Below are 19738 nucleotides of genomic sequence, written 5' to 3' on the forward strand. Positions count from 1 at the left end.
AAATGAATACAGAATTATTAGGCGTCATAGCCACTTACGCGCTGACGCTGCTCATAGCCATACCTTTGGGGAAGTATATCTCCAAAGTTTTCAAAGGGGAAAAGACCTGGCTGGATTTCCTGAATCCGGTAGAACGGTTCATCTTCAGGATCTGCGGGATCAATCCCAAAGAGGAAATGAACTGGAAGCAGCACCTCAAGGCATTAGTTACCATCAACATGCTTTGGTTTGTGTATGCTTTCTTCCTGCTTATTTTCCAGGATAAACTTCCCCTCAATCCGGATGGCAATCCAGGCCAGACGCCGGACCTCGCTTTCAACACAGCCATCAGTTTCCTTGTGAACTGTGACCTGCAACACTACTCCGGCGAATCGGGGCTCACGTATTTTACACAATTGTTCGTGATCACCTTCCTCCAATTTGTGAGTGCTGCTACCGGTATTGCTGCGTTGATCGTATTACTCAAAGCATTTAAAGACAAGACCACTACCAAACTGGGCAACTTCTGGGAATTCCTGGTGAAAACCAATACCCGCCTGTTGTTACCTATCTGCGTAGTAATTGCCCTGATCCTTGCATTTAATGGAACACCTGCCAGTTATGCCGGAAAGGATACCATTGTAACCATGCAAAATGATACAATAGGTGTTTCGCGTGGTCCTGCTGCCGGCATGATCGCTATCAAACATCTGGGTACAAATGGTGGCGGCTGGTTTGGTGCTAACTCTATCCATCCATTGGAGAATCCATCCTACCTCACGAATATGACAGAAGCCGTTGCGCAAATGATCATACCTATTGCGATGATCTTTGCCTTAGGGTTCTTCATTCAACGTAAGAAGTTTGCCTATGTAGTATTTGGGGTGATGACGGCAGGGTTCCTGATACTGCTCATACCATCCATGATGTATGAAATAAATGGTAACCCGGCCATTGCAAAAATGGGCGTGGCGCAATTAACGGGGGCCATGGAAGGGAAGGAAGTCCGTTTTGGGCCTGCAGCCACCGGATATTGGAGTACCATTACCACTGTTATTTCTACGGGTTCCGTGAATGGTTTCCATGATAGTACCATGCCACTGACGGGTATGATGCAAATGGTGGGTATGATGACCAATGCTTTCTACGGAGGATGTGGTGTAGGGTTCCTTAACTATTTCGTCTTCGTGATCATTGCGGTATTCATATCCGGATTGATGGTAGGGCGTACACCTGAATTCATGGGGCATAAAGTAGAAGCGAAAGAGGTGAAGATTGCAGCGCTTGTTGCATTGCTGCATCCTTTCCTGATCCTTGCGGGTACAGCGCTTTCTTCTTACATGATCGCACATCATCCTACTATCGACTGGGCCACGCAACCGGCCAACTGGTTAAACAACCCCGGCTATCATGGTTTCTCAGAGATGCTGTATGAATACACATCTTCTGCGGCCAACAACGGTTCCGGTTTTGAAGGGCTGGGTGATAACAATATTTTCTGGAACGTAAGTACAGGTTTCGTGCTCATCTTTTCCCGCTTCCTGCCGATCCTTGGCCCTGTGGCCATTGCAGGTATCCTGGCGCAGAAGAAATACATCCCTGAATCAGCTGGTACCCTGAAAACGGATACAGCCACTTTCGGGATCATGACCTTTGCGGTGATCGTAATTCTTGCGGCATTGGCTTTCTTCCCTGCACTGGTGCTGGGTCCTATAGCTGAGCACTTCTCCCTGTATTAATGATAAAGCTGAATTAAAATGAGAACAAACGATAATAAACTGTTCCCCGCGGACCTCGTGAAAGAAAGCTTAAAGCAATCTTTCGTGAAACTGAATCCACGGCTCCTCATCAAAAATCCGGTGATGTTTACGGTAGAGCTGGGTACCATCGTTATGCTGGTGGTTACGCTCAACACCTTTTTCACCGGAGATGTGTCACAAGGTAGCTTCGGCTACAACCTCACCATCTTCATCGTGTTATTGCTCACGGTGCTCTTCGGCAACTTTGCGGAAGCCATTGCAGAAGCACGCGGTAAGGCACAGGCTGAGAGTCTTCGTAAAACAAGAGAGGAAACACCCGCCAAAAAGATCCTGGCTGTTGGTGATATGTTCACCGATGAAATTAAGGTAGTATCCTCTTCCCTTTTACGTAAAGGCGACCTGTTCGTATGCGAAGCAGGAGATATCATTCCTTCTGATGGTGAGATCGTGAAAGGTCTTGCCAGTATAGACGAATCTGCCATCACAGGAGAAAGTGCTCCTGTGATCAGAGAAGCGGGTGGCGATAAAAGCAGTGTGGTAGGTGGTACGAAAGTATTAAGTGACCGCATTGTGGTAAGAGTAAGTACTGAACCGGGTGAGTCATTCCTTGATAAAATGATCTCACTGGTAGAAGGTGCTACCCGTCAGAAAACACCGAATGAAATTGCATTGACGATATTACTGGCCAGCTTCACACTGGTGTTCATCATCGTGTGTGTAACGCTGAAACCATTTGCGGATTACGCGAATACACCCATTACCATCGCAGCCTTCATTTCATTGTTTGTTTGTTTGATCCCCACTACCATCGGCGGTTTATTATCCGCGATAGGTATTGCTGGTATGGACCGTGCTTTAAGAGCGAATGTGATCACTAAATCCGGTAAAGCAGTGGAAACTGCAGGTGACCTGGATGTACTGTTGCTGGATAAAACCGGTACCATTACGATCGGTAACCGTAAGGCCACGAATTTCTATGCGGCGAATGGTTTTACCAGTGAGGAATTTATCCGTGCCAGTGCACTGAGCTCTTTAGCAGATGAAACACCGGAAGGTAAATCCATCGTAGAACTGGCGGGCAAGGAAGTGGTGAATAAATTATCTGTAAATGGTGCGTCGCTGGTGAAGTTCACAGCGGAAACACGCAGCAGTGGTATTGATCTGCCAGACGGTACCCGAATTCGCAAAGGCGCTTATGATGCTATTCGTGACCTGTCTGTAAAGGCCGGTAATGAGTTCCCTGCGGAAACCTTACAACAGGTAAAACAGATCTCCAATAATGGTGGTACGCCACTGGTAGTGTCTGTGAATAATAAAGTAACCGGTGTGATCGAGTTGCAGGACATTATCAAACCTGGTATCCAGGAACGTTTTGAACGTCTTCGTAAGATGGGTGTGAAAACGGTGATGGTAACGGGTGATAACCCACTGACGGCAAAATACATTGCACAGAAAGCTGGTGTGGATGATTTCATCGCAGAAGCCAAACCGGAGGATAAGATGAACTATATCCGTAAGGAACAACAGGAAGGCAGACTGGTGGCGATGATGGGTGATGGTACCAATGATGCACCAGCACTGGCACAGGCAGATGTGGGAGTGGCTATGAACAGTGGTACACAAGCTGCAAAAGAAGCAGGTAACATGGTAGACCTTGATAATGATCCTACTAAACTGATTGAGATCGTTGAAATTGGTAAACAGTTGCTGATGACGAGAGGTACGCTTACTACCTTCTCTATTGCAAACGACGTGGCAAAATACTTCGCTATCGTACCTGCTTTATTCGTTCTTTCCATACCTGCTTTACAAAGCATCAACATCATGCATCTGCATAGTCCGGAAACGGCTATCCTGAGTGCGGTGATCTTTAATGCCATCATCATTCCATTATTGATACCGCTGGCACTGAGAGGTGTGGCATATAAACCAATAGGTGCGAGTGCATTATTACGCCGCAACCTGTTGATCTATGGTGTAGGTGGTGTGATCATCCCCTTCATTGGTATCAAGCTGATCGACATGGTGGTTTCCTTATTCTATTAATATTAGCAATCATGAAAAAATATTTTTTGCCTGCTTTAAAACTGACAGCCGTACTGGTAATACTTACGGCCGGAATTTATCCCCTGCTGATTGCAGGCGTGTCTAAACTGGCACCCGGTAAAGGAGATGGGGTAACCGTTTCTCACAAGGGATTAGTGGTAGGTTACGCAAACATTGGTCAGCAATTTACTGACGATAAATACTTCCAGGGTCGCCCATCTGCGGTAGATTATAATGCCGCAGGTTCCGGCGGTTCCAATAAAGGACCTTCCAATGAGGATTACCTGAAAGTAGTACAGGAAAGGATAGACACTTTCCTGGTACACAATCCCGGGGTTAAGAAATCTGAGATACCAGTGGAACTGGTTACAGCTTCCGGTAGTGGTCTGGACCCACATCTTTCTCCTGCAGGAGCTTTAGTACAGGTACAACGTATTGCAACATTGCGTGGCATTTCTGTAGAGAAGCTGAAAGAACTGGTAAAGGAACAAACGAAAGGCCCGTTGCTGGGGATGTTTGGTCCGGCTACCGTGAACGTATTACAATTGAATATTGCGCTGGACGATATAAAGTAAAAGCCACAGCCGCCTATGCCTATGAGAAACCTTGCGGCGCTGAACGTCTGTTCAGCGCACGCTTTAAATCCTTAAAAGTTAAAAAAGAAAATGAAGAAGACAATTTTACTGGCCGCAGGTACGATCCTGGGAATGCATGTAATGGCGCAGGAGCAACAGCCTGTTAAAGAAGAAGCGAAACTCACTTTCTCCGGGTATGCGGAGGCTTATTACTCTTTTGATCTTAACGAACCGGATAACCATTTACGCCCCGGTTTCCTGTATAATCACAATCGGCATAATGAGGTGAATGTAAACCTGGCTTACCTGAAGGGTAGTTATTCCAGTGACCGTGTGCGTGCTAACCTTTCTATTATGGCGGGTACTTATGCGCAATATAATATGGCAGCGGAATCAGAACTGATGCGCCATGTTTATGAAGCAAATGTGGGTGTGCGTATTGGTAAGAATCTTTGGGTGGATGCAGGTATCATGCCTTCTCACATTGGTTGGGAAAGTGCTATCACCAAAGATAACATGACGCTCTCCCGCAGCATTGGTGCAGAAAATTCTCCTTATTATGAAGCAGGTGCAAAGATCACCTGGACGCCGAATGATAAATGGACGTTTGCAGCGATGTACCTCAATGGCTGGCAGAGGATCAAACGGGTGGATGGTAACCAAACACCAGGTTTTGGTACACAGATCACGTTTAAGCCAGGCAGTAAAGTAACGCTGAACTGGAGCACTTTTGTAGGAAACGATAAACCGGATTCCGTTCGCCAGATGCGTTATTTCAATGATGTTTACGGTATCTTTAGTATCACGGATAAATTCAGCCTGACAGCCGGATTTGATTATGGCCTGGAGCAGAAAAAGAAAGGCGAAAGTGATCTGAATAACTGGTATACCCCTGTGCTGATTGCGAAGTATGCTTTTACAGACAAGGTAGCACTGGCTGCACGGTATGAATATTACAATGATGAGAATGGAGTGATCATTGCCACGGGTACACCTAATGGATTTAAGACCAGTGGATATTCCCTGAACTTTGACGTGGCGCCTGTTAGTAATGTGTTGTTCCGTTTGGAAGGAAAGCTGTATAACAGTAAGGATGATATTTTTACGAAGAATACGGAAGTTAAGAATAGCAACGTAGCGTTGACTGCCTCATTGGCGGTGTCATTTTAAACCATAAGCAAAACCATCTCTACAGCGTTTCCAATCCTCTCCGCTAAGGGGGAAAGGGAGCGCTTAGGTGGTTTAAACCCGTTTGCAAATGATGCAACGTTTTTTACACCTGGCCAATAAAGCAGGCCGGGGTCAATTCAAGATCTACATTGGCATGAGTGCTGGTGTGGGCAAGAGTTACCGGATGTTACAGGAAGCGCATTCTCTTTTGCGGAAAGGCGTAAATGTACAGGTGGGTTTTATTGAAACCCACAACCGGAAAGAAACTCAGGCTTTAGTGGATGGCTTGCCGGTGATCCCCCGGCGGCAGGTGTTCTATAAAGGCAAAATGCTGGAAGAGATGGACCTCAATGCGATCCTCTTACTGGCGCCGGAATGGGTGATCGTGGATGAGTTGGCGCATACGAACATTCCAGGCTCAAAGAATGAGAAACGCTGGCAGGATGTGATGGACCTGCTCAATGCAGGGATCAATGTGATCTCGGCTGTGAACATCCAGCACATGGAAAGTATCAACCACCAGGTGAAAACGATCACGGGTGTGGAAGTACAGGAAAGAGTGCCGGACAGTATGTTGCAGATTGCGGATGAAGTAGTGAACATTGATCTTACGGCGGATGAGCTGATCACAAGGTTGAAGGAAGGAAAGATCTATGATCCTACCAAAGTGGAATCTGCGCTGAAGAATTTCTTTCAATCTGAAAAAATATTGCAGCTGCGGGAGCTGGCCTTGAAAGAAGTAGCTTCGCAGGTAGAAAGGAAGGTGGAGATTGAGATCCCGCGGGGGCAGCAGATGCGGCATGAGCGGTTCCTGGTTTGTATTTCCAGCAATGATGCGGTGACGAAAAAAGTGCTTAGGAAGGCGGCAAGACTGGCGGCTTATTATCATGGAGAATGGTATGTGCTGTATGTACAAACGCCCCGGGAAAGTGTGGGCCGCATTAAATTATCAGACCAGCGGCATCTGATCAACAATATGAAACTGGCTACAGAGCTGGGTGCAGAAGTATTGCGGGTGCAAGATTCGAATATCGCCAGTGCTATTATAAAAACGGCGCAGGAAAAAGAAATCACCACGGTGTGTATCGGAAAACCGCATATCAGCTTGTTTGGCATTATTTTGCGAACAAATGTTTTCTCCCAGTTGTTGAAAACGTTATCCTCAAATGAAATTGACTTAGTTATATTATCATGAAGCGGTTAGGACTTAAATCAAAGATCACTATCGGGGTATTATTCCTCTTCGCCATGCTGATGCTGGTGAGCGTACTCGGCTATTATTACCTCAACCGCGTGAACAGGGATGCCCGCACTATTCTCCAGGATAACTATGAATCTGTGGAATATGCCAAGAATATGTTGCAGGCACTGGATGCTACACCTGTGAATGAGGCTGCTTTTCTGGCTAACCTTAAAAAACAGCAGGTGAATGTAACAGAGCCGGGTGAAGCGATTGCTACTATGAATGCGGCGAAACATTTTAAGGATTCCGTGCCGCAGTGCCGGAATGACCTGTATGCCATCATGGAATTAAATATGAAGGCCATCATCCGGAAAAATGAAAGCACAAAAGATGCGGCAGACAAAGCCATCCTTTATATTGCCCTCATCAGCGGGGCCTGTTTTGTACTGGGGATCACATTCGTGTATAACTTCCCCGGTTATATTGCCAATCCTATTCATGAACTAACGGAAGGGATCAAAGGCATTGCACAGAAAAGATATGAGCAGCGGTTGCATTTCAAATCCCTGGATGAGTTTGGAGAGTTGGCGAATGCGTTTAATACCATGGCAGAGAAACTGGATGAATATGAACATAGTAACCTGGCCCGCATCATGTTTGAAAAGAAACGGGCAGAAGCGGTGATCAGTAGTTTGAAAGATGCCACCATTGGCGTAGATAATAAAGGCACTATTCTTTTTGCGAATGCGGAGGCATTGCAATTACTCAATATGCCGGAGAAGGATGTGATCGGTTGGGCGGCTTCTGAAATATCTAAACGGAATGATCTGCTGAAATACTTATTGAATCAGCAGGAAGGTGGTCCGGTGAAGATCGTGGTGAACGGCAAGGAAAGTTTTTTTACCAGGGAGATGGCGGATATTCATCATGAAGGGGCGAAGATCGGGTACATTATGATCCTTAAGAACATCACTACTTTTAAAGAACAGGACCTGGCGAAGACACATTTCATTGCTACTATTTCTCATGAGTTAAAAACGCCACTGGCGGCTACGGACCTCAGTCTTAAGTTACTGGAAGATGAACGTACCGGTCCCCTTTCCACCGAACAAAAAGAATTAATGGAGAGCATCCGGCAGGATAACCGGAGAATGATCCGCATGGTGAGTGATCTGCTGGATTTCTCGCGTGTAGAAAGCGGAAATATTCAATTGCAAATTCAACCGGTGCCACCGGAGAATATTGTGCAGTATGCATTGGATACAGTGCAGAAACAGGCTTTTGGTAAACAGGTGAATATCCGTACTACTTTACCTCCCGGCTCTCCGATGATTGCGGCGGATGCAGAAAAAAGTGCCTGGGTGTTGGTGAACCTGTTGACGAATGCCATCCGGTATTCTGCTGTGGGTACAGATGTGGAACTGGATGTGTTACAAACGGAAACGGGTACACTGCATTTCAGCGTGCGTGATCATGGAAAGGGAATTGACCCTGCTTTCAGGAGCAGGATCTTTGAACGTTTCTTCCAGGTGCCGGGATCTTCTTCTGAAGATACCAAAGGCAGTGGGCTTGGGCTTGCCATCGCCAAAGAATTTATTGAAGCGCAGGGCGGTACCATCGGGGTGGAAAGTGAACTGGGCAAAGGGAGTCGTTTTTGGTTTTCCCTGCCGTTATATTAGTTCTTCTTTATTTGCTCCATTTCCTTTTTTAAGATCAGCTGCGCATCCAGGTAGATCTTAATGGCCAGGTTGATATCCGGCAAAACGGTATGCAGGTAAGTTTTGTTCCTTACATTATGTTCAATTTCGAGGATGATCTTTGATAAAGGATCTATGCGCACGATCATAAAGCTGCTGCGTAAGAGGCTTGCATGCTGAAGAGCGTCGTCCCAGTTTTCCAGCTGTGCGCTGTTCTGCAGATTGTCGAACATGCCGGAAGTTCTTTCCAGGAAAGTATTTAAGAGGTCAAGCATTGCATCGGGGTCATCGTCTACAATGCCACGGAGGTAATGAAGATCAATGAATGGACGGTGTGATTGTTCTTCGTAATCCAGGCCATTGAAGTTGGCGAATTCGGGATCTCTTTCTCCGAGTACTTCCAGGATCTTCTGGAAGAGCACATTAGGGATGAAGGGTTTGGCGATGTAATCATTCATGCCGGCCAGCAGACATCTTTCTTTATCTCCTTTTAATGCAGAGGCTGTCATCGCAATGATGGGGATGCCTAAGCCCTGATCTCTTATCTGCCGTGTGGCGCGTAATCCATCCATCGTGGGCATCTGGATATCCATCAGGATGCAATCGTATTTATTTCCTTCAAGCTTATTCAATACTTCTACTCCGTTCTCTGCAATTTCTACTGTGGCGCCAGCCCCTGCTAATGTGCGCTGGGCTACTTTCTGATTTAATATATTGTCTTCCGCCACCAGGATGGATTTGCCATACAATGGGGGCAGATGATGGTTTCCTGTTTCGGAGGGTATTTCCTGTGGTACGGCAAACAAATGGTAAGGAACAGAGAAGCGGACAAGCGTTCCCCCGCCTTCATTATTATGTACACTGATCTGGCCCTGCTGTAGTTTGAGTAATGATCTCGTTAGCGCCAATCCGAGGCCGGCACCGCCATATTTTCGATCATCGCTGCCATGGATCTGGGAGAAACTTTCGAATACTTCTTCGTGTAAATGATCGGGGATGCCCATGCCGGTGTCCCTCAATTCGAAGGAGAAAGTTATTTTCTCTTCATCTTTTGCGCTGATCTGTGCGGCCAGATGGATGCTACCCTGTTCTGTAAATCTTACAGAGTTATCCATCAGGCTAACGATCACATCATGAAGACGGGAGGGGTCGCCTATTACGGTTTCTGGCATTTCTGGATCTATGTCTAATGCTAGTTGTAACCCTTTGTTTTCTGCTTCTTCGCGTTTGCTGTTCAGAGCTTTCCTGATCACATGGGCGGGATTGAAATCTATGCGGGAGAGCGTTAGTTTGCCGGCATTGAGATGAGAGAAATCCAGGATCTTTTCTACCAGTACCAGCAGGTTGTTGGCGGATTCCTTGATATCTGTGATGTATTCTTTTTGTTCAGGCTTTACTTCTGTTTGTTTTAAAAGATTGGAGATGCCGATAATTCCATTCAGCGGTGTTCTGATCTCATGGCTCATATTCGCCATAAACCTTTCCTGTGTTTTCCTCGCGTGTTCTGCTTTTTTCCTCGCGGAGATCAGTGCATGTTCATGTTCTATCCTGTCTGTAATATCGGTGGCAATACCGCAGAGGCCATATACCCGTTTGGTGTGATCTCTTAAAGGGAATTTTGTGATGAAGAAATAACGAGTTTCGTTATTGATCTCGAGCATGTCTTCCATTTCAACAGGTCTTTCGTGGAGGACCACTTCCCTGTCTGACGGCGCATATTTCTCCGGTTTCAGTTTGGACGGGAATTCCTTGTCTGTCCGGCCCAGGATATGTTCTCTGTTGATGCCGAACACTTCTTCGAAACGTTCATTCACCAGCAGGTATTTGCCGTAGACATCTTTGATGAAAATAACGGAGGGGGAATTGCGGAGTACGGATTGAAACCTGAAATTGATGATGTCTATTTCTTTCTGTGCGCTCTCCAGTTTCATCTGCATCATTTTCCGGGCATGGATATCCTTTACGATGCATTGATATTGCTTCACGACACCATGATGCCGGAGCAGTACAACCTGTTGTTCTACCCATTTCTTCTCGCCATTCTTCTGGCGGATGGGGAATTCTATTGTAGAATCATCCGGACCTTCAAAGGCCTGGGTTTCGTAGAAAGTGCGGAGTTCTTTTTGCTGTGGGGGGTCCAGCAGCATGGTATACTGTTTGCCCATCAGTTCTTCTGCGCTGTAACCGGTAAGGTCCAGGGCTTTGTTGTTCACGTAGGTGAAGAACCCTCCACGGTTGGTGGTGAACATGGTAGCGCCGGCACCTTCAATTAACTGGCGGTATTTTTTCTCACTGCGGCGCAGTTCGTTTTCTGTTTCGCCGGCTTTGTTGATCATTTTCACCAGTTGGTATAAGCCCCATGCGAGGAAACCTACAAAGAGGATACTGATGAGGATTGAAAACAGGTAGGGCGTACGGTTCAGCAGTTGATTGCTCAGGCGGTCGTTTAGCCGGGCATGTTCTTTTTGGAGCATGTTGGTGAGCAGCGAAGTGGCGGCGTCTGTATTCGTAGCGGGCTTCCTGGTTTGGAGCATAGCCCCTGCCATTACAGGAGATTCCTGGTTGGCCTGTATCAGATAATTGAAGAAAGTGATCTTTTTTTCTATTTCTGCCTGGAGGGATTCCAACTGTTTTGTGTCTTCTGTGTTATCCTTGTATAACACAGCCAGGTTTGCGAGGGGGGTACGGAGATGGGTTTCCATATAGTCCTCCTGGTAGAGAAAACCGGAGTCACCAGTAATCACATAGGCCCGGACGGCGGATTCCATTGTTTTTACGGTGTAGGCTATCTGTTCCAGCTGGCGGATCTTGTCATTTACCTGACGGACGCGTTGGTTGTTGGTCATGGCCAAAGCGTCGGCGGACCAGGAGTGGTAAACAAACCAGGCAATGGATATGATGGCAGCGACAAAAATGATAATGACGGGGCTGCTGAATTTTTTCATGCAAACAATTATTTTCAATCGCGCTACACGTAAGGCTTTTCAGGCTATCGGGGGCTTAAAACAACTTGCGTGTTTCGAACAACATGATTGATTTTGGTGTGATAACTACTAGCTTTACAATTTACTTAAAATAGGTGAATCAGGCGTTGGGTAATTACCATGAATTATTTTTGCAATATTTTAACCCTTTGGTTTATTTGCATTCCATTAAATTTGCCTGATATTCTTTTTGCCAAGCATTTAAACATATTATGAAAAAATTACTTTTTACACTGGGTTGTATCGCGGCCTCTACAGGTGTTTTTGCGCAGGATAATATGGCTGGCGCGGCCATGGGTAAGGCTCGCGAAAGGGCTACCTACTCCAGGGACTTCTTTGTTATCCAGTTTTCTATTGATGGCTGGGCGCAGAAACCAGATAGTGTTAAGACGAAAGGATTATCCCGCGGGTTTAACGTGGCTTTCATGTACGATGTTCCGTTTAAGAATTCTAAGTTCAGTGTGGCACCGGGTTTGGGGATCAGTACCAGCAGTATGTACCTGGATGATCAGTACATTGATATGTCTAACGGGAGCTCTACAGCGGTAAAATTCATTACCAATGCTGATAAGTATAAAAAATATAAAGTAGCTACTACTTACCTGGAGATTCCGTTAGAACTGCGTTATCGTCAGGTGGCGGATAATGCGAATACGGGGTTTAAGGCTTCTATTGGTTTGAAGGCTGGGATGCTGGTGAATGCGCATACCAAGGGCAAGAATACCCTGGGTGGTGAGAAGAACATTATTAAAGAGCAGAACAGGCGGTTTTTTAATCCATGGAGGTTTGCGGCTACTGCTCGTGTAGGGTATGGTAATTTTGCGGTGTTTGGTACGATGAACCTGAATCCTTTGTTTAAGGATAATACGAATCTGGATGTTCGTCCTTTTTCTGTGGGTATTGCTTTGAGTGGTTTGTAAGGGGAAAGGCTTAAATTTATAATAAGGGCTGACCGGATATTTTCTGGTTGGCCCTTCTTTTTGATACTATTTTACCGGTTTTGGTTGATCGAAGGGTGGTCAAAGGCGTGGCGAACCTGTGATATAGGATGGGTTTTCTCTTGGGGTGGTAAAATAGTATGGGTTTGGGGGTTTTTCGGCTCTGGCGGAGCCGGGGAGGGATTTCTAATTTTTAGGTTGGAGCCCTTTTTTATGGGTGTTTTGGTCCTGTTGGGTTTCCATTTTGATTTGTTAGGGCTACTGTTTTGTATGGAGTTTATTGCTGATTATAACATTAAATAAAAAGCCCTTTTCGGCTCCGACGGAGCTGAAAAGGGTTCTTTTACTGGGTTTACTCTCCTTTAAATGCTGGTTTTCTTTTTTCCAGGAAAGCTTGTACACCCTCCTTGTTATCTGCTGTTTTTCCGGCTATTTCCTGGCAGTAGGCTTCGTAGTCTAATACGGAGTCTAAGTCTTCGGTCATGCCTTTGGTGAGCATCTTTTTCATGAGGGCGATCGCTTTCGTGGGGGCGTTGGCGTAGAATTCTGCTTCGGACTGTACGGCGGCGTCTAAGTCTTCTGGTTTTACTACTTTATTGATGAGGCCCATTTGGAAGGCTTCTGTGGCAGTGAGTTTGGTGGCTTTTGTGGCCAGTTCAAATGCACGGTGGTATCCTACGGTGCGTGGTAAGAAATAAGAGGAACCGGAATCTAATACCAGCGCTATGTTGATGAAGATCTCAATCATGGAGGCATTCTCTGATGCGATGATTATATCGCAGGCTAATGCAAGAGAGCATCCGGCGCCGGCTGCGACCCCGTTTAGTTTGCAAATAACCGGTTTGGGCATGTTGCGAATGGCGCGGATGATAGGATTATAGCGTTTGTGGAGGGAATCTCCGAGATTTCGGGGAGCGCCATTTTCATCCATGGCGGCTTTCAGATCCTGGCCACTGGAAAAAGCCTTGCCGGCACCGGTTAGGACTATTGCCCTGACTGTGGTGTCTTTCTCTACTTTCTTTAGAGCATCCTGTAGCTCATAGCTGAGCGGATCATTGAAGGCATTGTAGACATCAGGCCGGTTGAGGGTGATGGTGGCAATACCGTTTTGTATGTCGAGTGTGAGTGATGTCATGTTTGGGTGTATTTCTTTTTACAATGTTTCTTTCAACCAATTGAAGAACTCGCGTTGCCAAACGATGGCATTCTGTGCACTCAGTACCCAGTGATTTTCTTCGGGGAAATACACCAGTTTGCTTTTGAGACCTTTGAGCTGTGCAGCCTGGTAAGCTTGCAGGCCCTGCTCTATTCCTACACGGAAATCAATTCCTCCCTGCACGATCATAATAGGCCTGTTCCAGTTATTGACAAGATTACTTGGATTGAATTCACTGTAACTTTTTGCATTGGCGGGATCCCAGTAAGCGCCAATGTCCCAGTTGGCAAACCATAATTCTTCTGTGGTGCCATACCAGCTGCGAAGATCAAAAAGACCATCATGCGCAATGAATGTTTTAAAACGGTCCTTGTGTACGCCGGCCAGCATGTAAACAGAATATCCGCCGTAACTGGCGCCCACGGCTCCAAGACGGCTTTTGTCTACATAAGGTTCTTTGCTCATGTCGTCTATGGCGGAGAGATAATCACGGATGGCTTGTCCGCCCCAGTCTTTGCTGATGTCTTCATTCCACTTCACACCATGGCCTGGCATGCCTCTGCGGTTGGGAGCTACGACAATATATCCCTGTGAGGCTATCAGCTGGAAGTTCCAGCGGTAGGAATAGAATTGTGAAACAGCAGCTTGCGGGCCGCCCTGGCAATAAAGCAGGGTGGGATATTTTTTAGCGGGATCAAAATCTGGTGGGTAGATGATCCAGGAGAGGAGGTCTTTCCCATCAGTGGTTTTCGTCCAGCGCTCGGTTACTTTGCTTTGTGGGAGCGTGTTGTAGACATCGTTGTTGACGGTGCTGAGTTGTTTCAGGGCGCCGCTTTTCAGGTCTATTGTGTAAAGTTCTGCCGCATGGTTCATGTCTGTGCGTGTAACCACGAGCGTATTGCCGGATTGACCTACGAATCCATTTACATCAAACTGACCTTTGGTGATTTGGTGGATATCTGCTTTCTGTTCGCTGGTTTCGAACAGTTGTTCTGTTCCTTTTATCACGGCGATGAACTGGATCTTTTTACCGTCGTTGCTAAAGCGGGCGGCAGAAACAGTACCATCCCAATCCTTTGTTAAGTTGATGCGGGTTTTGGTGGCTAAGTCGTAACGGATGATATCGTTTTTGTCTGCTTCAAAACCATCGCGGGCCATGCTCAGCCAGAGTAATTTGCTGCCATCAGGACTGAAAACAGGTTGCACATCGTAACCATTCATTCCTTCGGATAAATTCTCCGTTTGGCCGCTGGCGATAGTATAACGATAGATGTCTGTGTTGGTGCTGACCGCATAATCCTTGCCGTGTTTCTTTTTGGACACGTAAATGATCTGTGTGCCGGTGGGGTCCCAGATAAAATCTTCGCCACCACCAAAAGGCATTTGGGGGCAATCGAATAATTCTCCTTTCATGATATCTATGGACTCTCCTACTTTGCCGGACTGGGCATCGTAAGTGGCGTAGAACACATGGTTATATTTCCCGTCCTCCCAGGTATCCCAGTGGCGGTAGTTGAGACTTGTATAGATCTGTACGTTGGATTTGGGGAGGTCTTTGTGAAAATCTTCCCCGCTTACTTTTTCCAGCTTTACTTCATTGGAAAACAGCAGGTGGGTACCTTTGGGAGAGAGGCGGATATTCTGCATACCACCTTCCACATTGGTTTTTTGTACGGGATTTCCACCGTCTTTATCCATTTCCCACAACTGCCCTTTATAGCTGTAAAGGATACGGCCATTGGGAAGAACCTGTGTGCCAGATTCCGCACCAGGACTGGTAGTGAGTTGTTTTGCCGTTCCTCCGCTGAGGGGGATGGCGTACAGGTTCCTTTCGCTTTTGTTGTCTGCAAGGTTGTAGCGGGAAACGCCGTAAAGTACGGTACCATCTGCGGTAACGGTTTCGCCGCTCACTCTTCCCAGCTGCCAGAGCAGCTCAGGGCTCATTTTCTGTTGTGCCATGCTGTTTTGAATGAATAAAATACCTGCTAGCAGGAGACTCTTATGCATTGGTGTAGATTTTGTTGTGATGAGGCATAAATGTAGGAAAAAATAGCTGAAGGCAGCGGTTGCTGTAAGCGGCTAGTAATTCATTAACTTTGCACAAATTCTTATAATACTTTGATAGAAAAGCAACAAGAAATACAAAACGATGAACGTGCGGTACTGATAGGTCTTATTCACAAGGATAGAGAGCAAACAGACACCGAGGTAAACGAGTACCTGGATGAATTGGCCTTCCTGGCTGAAACTGCAGGTGCTATAGCGGTAAAACGGTTTACACAAAGGCTGCCACATCCTGACAGGGCTACTTTCATTGGGAAAGGCAAACTGGAGGAAGTACGGCAATATGTATTAAATAAAGATGTAAGTATCGTAATATTTGATGATGAGCTTTCCGGCTCCCAGATCTCCAATATCCAGAAGGAACTGAAGGTAAAAGTGATTGACCGGAGTGATCTGATCCTGGACATCTTTGCCCGCCGCGCCAGAACGGCTCAGGCCAGAACGCAGGTGGAATTAGCCCAATATCAATATATCCTTCCAAGATTACGTGGTATGTGGACCCACCTTGAACGTCAGAAAGGGGGTATCGGGATGCGCGGACCGGGTGAAACGGAAATTGAAACGGACAGGCGGATCGTGAAGGACAAGATTGCACTCTTGCGCAAACGGCTGGGGGAAATTGACAAACAAGCCCTCACCCAACGTAAGGAACGGGGTGAATATATCCGTGTAGCATTGGTAGGATATACCAACGTAGGCAAGAGCACCATCATGAACATGCTCAGCAAAAGTGAAGTGTTTGCAGAGAATAAACTGTTTGCCACGCTGGATACCACCACGCGGAAAGTAGTGTTCGAACAAACTCCTTTCCTGCTGAGCGATACGGTTGGGTTCATCCGCAAACTGCCCCATCACCTGGTGGAAAGTTTCAAATCTACTTTGGATGAGGTGCGTGAAAGTGATATCCTGCTGCATGTGGTGGATATTTCCCATCCTAAATATGAAGACCAGATAGAAGTGGTGAACAGAACGCTCGCTGAGCTGAAAGTGCTGGACAAACCGACTATCATGATCTTCAATAAAATGGACCTCTACGAAAAGAATACTTTCGATGAGTGGCTGGCGGATGATGTGAAGGATGATATCCTGCATCAGTTGAAAGAAATGTGGATGCAGAAGGCGAATGGCAATTGTGTTTTCATTGCGGCTACGGAGAAAAGGAATATTGAAGAACTGCGGAAAACGATCCTCGATAAAGTGATGGAGATGTATCACCAGCGCTTCCCTTACAGATCAGAACATTTCTTTTAATGAGTAAACAGTATAACTGGTACCGGCTAACGGATGATGTGATAGCGGATGAACAGACTATTGCGGTGCAGGAAGTAAATGGCAAGAAGATTTGTTTCTCCCGGTACCAGGGGCAGTTGTATGCTTTTGCGTATAAGTGTCCGCATGCGGGAGGGATCATGGCAGATGGGCGAATGGATGGGAATGGGAATGTGGTGTGCCCTTTGCACCGGTATAAGTTTAGTATCCGTAATGGGTATAATAGTAGTGGGGAGGGGTTTTATTTGAAGACGTACCCGGTGGAATTGAGAGAGGATGGGGTTTATGTGGGATTGGAGAAGAGTTGGTTGGGATGGTGAGGGCTTTGTGATATGGGTTTGAAAGCCGGTATGAATGTGAGGTGTTATGAATGATGCTGCTGAAAGAGGGCTTCATTGAAAAGTTAGGTTGGCTTGAAAATTATTTTCTTTTTAAAGATAAAAGCCGGGAGAAGTTAATCTCCCGGCTTTCTTATTTCAGTTTAATCGTTATCTCTTCCTTTTCATTTGGGAAAGTTATTTTTTGTACACGGCATTGTATGGGAGGGGTAGCATCTCCCTGTGGATCAAAACGGGAGATCGGTTGCAGGAATGCAATTTCATCCAATTGCATATCTTCCAGTTTTTCAAACCCATGTAAGATCAACTGCAGCCACTTAAACTTTGAACTGCTTTGCCCTGTTGGCGCTGCCAGCACCAATGTGCCGGCAGCGGGATCATACGTCATGGCGCGTTTGTAGAATGCACCTTTTTCATAAGCATAACTCTCTCCATCATCTTCGTAATAAACAAATTCATTCTTTACATCTCCTTTATATACATGCAGGAATAAAGTATCTGTTGGTTGATCAGCAGTTGTCTGGATCAGTGATTGCATCGGAATGATACTGCTTTCCTTTACAAATACCGGCAACTGTTGCATAGATAAGGTAAGCATTTTTTCTCTGGCACCCAATTCCAGGCTATCGTTATAAAAATTATACCATTTTCCTTTAGGGAAATACATCGGCGCATACACCTGTTTGCTTTCATATGGCGCGATCAGGAAAGAAGGCCCGAAGTTATATTCATTCTGAAAACGCACATCGTAGACATTTGCATCGTGTGTGTTTTCCAATGCCAGCGTGCGCATAATGGGGAGGCCGGATACAGATGCTTCGTAGAAGTTCGAATATAAATAAGGCAGTAATTTATAACGCAGGTTGATGTAATTGCGCGAGATCTCTAACACCTCTTCTCCAAAAGCCCATGGCTCTGCGGATTTGGTGTTGATGCCTGTATGGCTTCTATAGTAAGGAATGAAGGCTCCGATCTGGATCCAGCGTGCATACAAGCTGGGGGAGCCATTTCCGGTGAATCCTCCAATGTCCATACCGGAAAAGGGAACGCCACTAAGGCCGAGGCTATTCATTAAACGGATGCCGAGTAACATGTGATCTTCTTCTGCACGATTGTCTCCCGTCCAGATAGCGGAATAACGTTGCAGGCCAGCATAACCTGCGCGGGTAAGGATGAAAGGCCGTTTGTTGGGCAAGGCTGCTCTGTAACCTTCATAACTGGCGCGGATCATTTCCAATGCATATACATTATGGGCCTGCTGATGTGTAACGGGATTTCCTTCAAAATCAAAGATCACATTGTCCGGCATGTTCTGGCCCCAGGTGGCAATTTCATTCATGTCGTTCCACAAACCGGAGACGCCGCTTTTGGCATAATGGGTTACTTCGTTCTTCCACCAGGCTCTGCCTTTTGTGCTGGTGAAGTCCGGAAAGTGGCACCAGCCGGGCCATACCTGGCCTGTGTAATTCTGGCCATCGCTGTATTTAATAAAGATGTCCGACTGCAAACCACTTTCATAGGAAGCATATCCTTTTTCTACTTTAATACCTGGATCCACGATCACTGTGGTTTTGAAGCCCATCTTATTCAGTTTGGCATTCATACCGGCAGGATCGGGGAAACGTTCTTTGTTCCAGGTAAAAAGTTTGTAGGCATCCATGTGATGAATGTCCAGCGTGATGCCATCTGTGGGGATCTGTTTCTCCCGAAGGGTTTGCGCAATGCGGAGCACTTCTGCTTCCGGGTAATAACTGTAACGGTTCTGCTGATAACCAAGGCTCCATAGGGGTGGCAGCGTGATGCGACCTGTTAGTTGTGTATAAGAAGTAATAATATCTGCCACCCGCTGATGGAAAATGAAGTAGTAATTCATTTCGCCGCCATTGGCATTAAAAGAAGAAAAACGGTTATTGCTGGCGCCGAAGTTGAAATTGCTGCGATAGCTGTTATCGAAAAAGATACCGTAATTCAATCCATGATGCACGCCGATATAAAAAGGAATGGTAGCATAGATCGGGTCCTGGTTTACGGTGTAACCGAATGCGTCTGTATTCCAGTTGGTGTAGGAGTTTCCTTTACGATCCAGGTTGCCGGTTTTTTCACCCAGCCCAATAAATCGTTCTCCCTCCTGCATGGTTTTATACGTAGTAACCTCCTCGCCGATCCATGAAGTACCCAGGCCGGGTTCGTCCGTATTAATTACTTTACCATCCGGTGTGCTGAATTTAACGGCGAAGGGATTTTTGCTGATCGTTACGATGAGGGAATCCGTTTCGAGTTTTATTTCATCTGCGTTCTGCGAGATGCGGGGTTTAAAAACAAGCGGACTGCCGATCACTGCATAAGAGAAATCTTTGGCCAGCGGTTGTTTGTTTAACCGCACACGGATAACAGAAGGGCTGTAAGCAGTGATGACTGCAAATCCGTTCTGCGTGGTGATCTTAATTTCCTGTGGCTGCAAACTTACCGCAGTGACTTTGCCGGGGTTCTTTACCGGTTGTGCTTTTGAGGATACTGAGAAAAATAAACAGAGAAAAAAAACGACTCTACATACCATGATCATCTTTTTTAAATAAGGA

13 protein-coding genes are annotated in these 19738 nt (G+C 46.2%); 9 read left to right on the forward strand and 4 right to left on the reverse strand.

What is annotated here, in order from left to right; genetic code table 11:
• Positions 1-2: 2 nt before the first annotated feature.
• From kdpA to GFS24_RS16255, 6 genes are all read left to right on the forward strand, one after another.
• Entirely contained in the window at positions 3-1718 is a 1716-nt protein-coding gene (gene kdpA, locus GFS24_RS16230; RefSeq protein WP_153661017.1) for a potassium-transporting ATPase subunit KdpA, read from the forward strand.
• Between the two features lie 18 nt (positions 1719-1736).
• On the forward strand, positions 1737-3785 hold the full coding sequence (gene kdpB / locus GFS24_RS16235; protein ID WP_153661019.1) for a potassium-transporting ATPase subunit KdpB: 2049 nt from the start codon (positions 1737-1739) through the stop codon (positions 3783-3785).
• Positions 3786-3796: 11 nt separating this feature from the next.
• A complete protein-coding gene (locus tag GFS24_RS16240; protein WP_153661021.1) occupies positions 3797-4360 on the forward strand; it encodes a K(+)-transporting ATPase subunit C in 564 nt (187 codons plus the stop codon).
• Positions 4361-4450: 90 nt separating this feature from the next.
• A complete protein-coding gene (locus GFS24_RS16245) occupies positions 4451-5530 on the forward strand; it encodes a porin (protein WP_153661023.1) in 1080 nt (359 codons plus the stop codon).
• Positions 5531-5618: 88 nt separating this feature from the next.
• A complete protein-coding gene (locus GFS24_RS16250) occupies positions 5619-6725 on the forward strand; it encodes a universal stress protein (protein ID WP_153661025.1) in 1107 nt (368 codons plus the stop codon).
• The gene (locus GFS24_RS16255; RefSeq protein ID WP_153661027.1) at positions 6722-8392 is read left to right on the forward strand and encodes an ATP-binding protein; all 1671 of its coding nucleotides are present in this window, start codon (positions 6722-6724) and stop codon (positions 8390-8392) included. The genes GFS24_RS16250 and GFS24_RS16255 overlap by 4 nt, the downstream gene beginning before the upstream one ends.
• On the opposite strand, the gene GFS24_RS16260 is transcribed toward GFS24_RS16255, so the two are convergent.
• The gene (locus GFS24_RS16260) at positions 8389-11355 is read right to left on the reverse strand and encodes a PAS domain S-box protein (RefSeq protein ID WP_153661029.1); all 2967 of its coding nucleotides are present in this window, start codon (positions 11353-11355) and stop codon (positions 8389-8391) included. The two genes, GFS24_RS16255 and GFS24_RS16260, sit on opposite strands and share 4 nt — an antisense overlap.
• A gap of 251 nt (positions 11356-11606) precedes the next feature.
• Between GFS24_RS16260 and GFS24_RS16265 the strand changes: the two genes are divergently transcribed.
• Entirely contained in the window at positions 11607-12314 is a 708-nt protein-coding gene (locus GFS24_RS16265; RefSeq protein WP_153661031.1) for a porin family protein, read from the forward strand.
• Between the two features lie 370 nt (positions 12315-12684).
• Here the strand turns inward: GFS24_RS16265 and GFS24_RS16270 are convergent, their stop codons facing one another.
• Entirely contained in the window at positions 12685-13467 is a 783-nt protein-coding gene (locus tag GFS24_RS16270) for an enoyl-CoA hydratase-related protein (protein WP_153661033.1), read from the reverse strand.
• Positions 13468-13485: 18 nt separating this feature from the next.
• The gene (locus GFS24_RS16275) at positions 13486-15495 is read right to left on the reverse strand and encodes a S9 family peptidase (RefSeq protein WP_153661034.1); all 2010 of its coding nucleotides are present in this window, start codon (positions 15493-15495) and stop codon (positions 13486-13488) included.
• 111 nt (positions 15496-15606) lie between these two features.
• Between GFS24_RS16275 and hflX the strand changes: the two genes are divergently transcribed.
• Positions 15607-16803, forward strand: coding sequence for a GTPase HflX (gene hflX / locus GFS24_RS16280; protein WP_153661036.1), 1197 nt, complete (start codon positions 15607-15609; stop codon positions 16801-16803).
• Positions 16803-17141, forward strand: coding sequence for a Rieske (2Fe-2S) protein (locus GFS24_RS16285; protein ID WP_153661038.1), 339 nt, complete (start codon positions 16803-16805; stop codon positions 17139-17141). Before hflX ends, GFS24_RS16285 begins: the two co-directional genes overlap by 1 nt.
• A gap of 151 nt (positions 17142-17292) precedes the next feature.
• Here the strand turns inward: GFS24_RS16285 and GFS24_RS16290 are convergent, their stop codons facing one another.
• A complete protein-coding gene (locus tag GFS24_RS16290) occupies positions 17293-19716 on the reverse strand; it encodes a TIM-barrel domain-containing protein (protein ID WP_216647436.1) in 2424 nt (807 codons plus the stop codon).
• Positions 19717-19738 lie beyond the last annotated feature (22 nt).

Origin of the sequence: Chitinophaga sp. SYP-B3965, assembly GCF_009647655.1 — a bacterium.
In the GTDB taxonomy this organism is placed as follows: Bacteria; Bacteroidota; Bacteroidia; order Chitinophagales; family Chitinophagaceae; genus Chitinophaga.

Excerpts from the sequence above, each read along its gene's own strand:
- kdpB (WP_153661019.1), top strand. The coding sequence starts at position 1,737 with ATGAGAACAAACGATAATAAACTGTTCCCCGCGGACCTCGTGAAAGAA.
- GFS24_RS16285 (WP_153661038.1), top strand. The coding sequence starts at position 16,803 with ATGAGTAAACAGTATAACTGGTACCGGCTAACGGATGATGTGATAGCG.
- GFS24_RS16240 (WP_153661021.1), top strand. The coding sequence starts at position 3,797 with ATGAAAAAATATTTTTTGCCTGCTTTAAAACTGACAGCCGTACTGGTA.
- GFS24_RS16275 (WP_153661034.1), bottom strand. The coding sequence starts at position 15,495 with ATGCATAAGAGTCTCCTGCTAGCAGGTATTTTATTCATTCAAAACAGC.
- GFS24_RS16260 (WP_153661029.1), bottom strand. The coding sequence starts at position 11,355 with ATGAAAAAATTCAGCAGCCCCGTCATTATCATTTTTGTCGCTGCCATC.
- GFS24_RS16265 (WP_153661031.1), top strand. The coding sequence starts at position 11,607 with ATGAAAAAATTACTTTTTACACTGGGTTGTATCGCGGCCTCTACAGGT.
- kdpA (WP_153661017.1), top strand. The coding sequence starts at position 3 with ATGAATACAGAATTATTAGGCGTCATAGCCACTTACGCGCTGACGCTG.
- GFS24_RS16290 (WP_216647436.1), bottom strand. The coding sequence starts at position 19,716 with ATGGTATGTAGAGTCGTTTTTTTTCTCTGTTTATTTTTCTCAGTATCC.
- GFS24_RS16250 (WP_153661025.1), top strand. The coding sequence starts at position 5,619 with ATGATGCAACGTTTTTTACACCTGGCCAATAAAGCAGGCCGGGGTCAA.
- GFS24_RS16255 (WP_153661027.1), top strand. The coding sequence starts at position 6,722 with ATGAAGCGGTTAGGACTTAAATCAAAGATCACTATCGGGGTATTATTC.
- GFS24_RS16245 (WP_153661023.1), top strand. The coding sequence starts at position 4,451 with ATGAAGAAGACAATTTTACTGGCCGCAGGTACGATCCTGGGAATGCAT.
- GFS24_RS16270 (WP_153661033.1), bottom strand. The coding sequence starts at position 13,467 with ATGACATCACTCACACTCGACATACAAAACGGTATTGCCACCATCACC.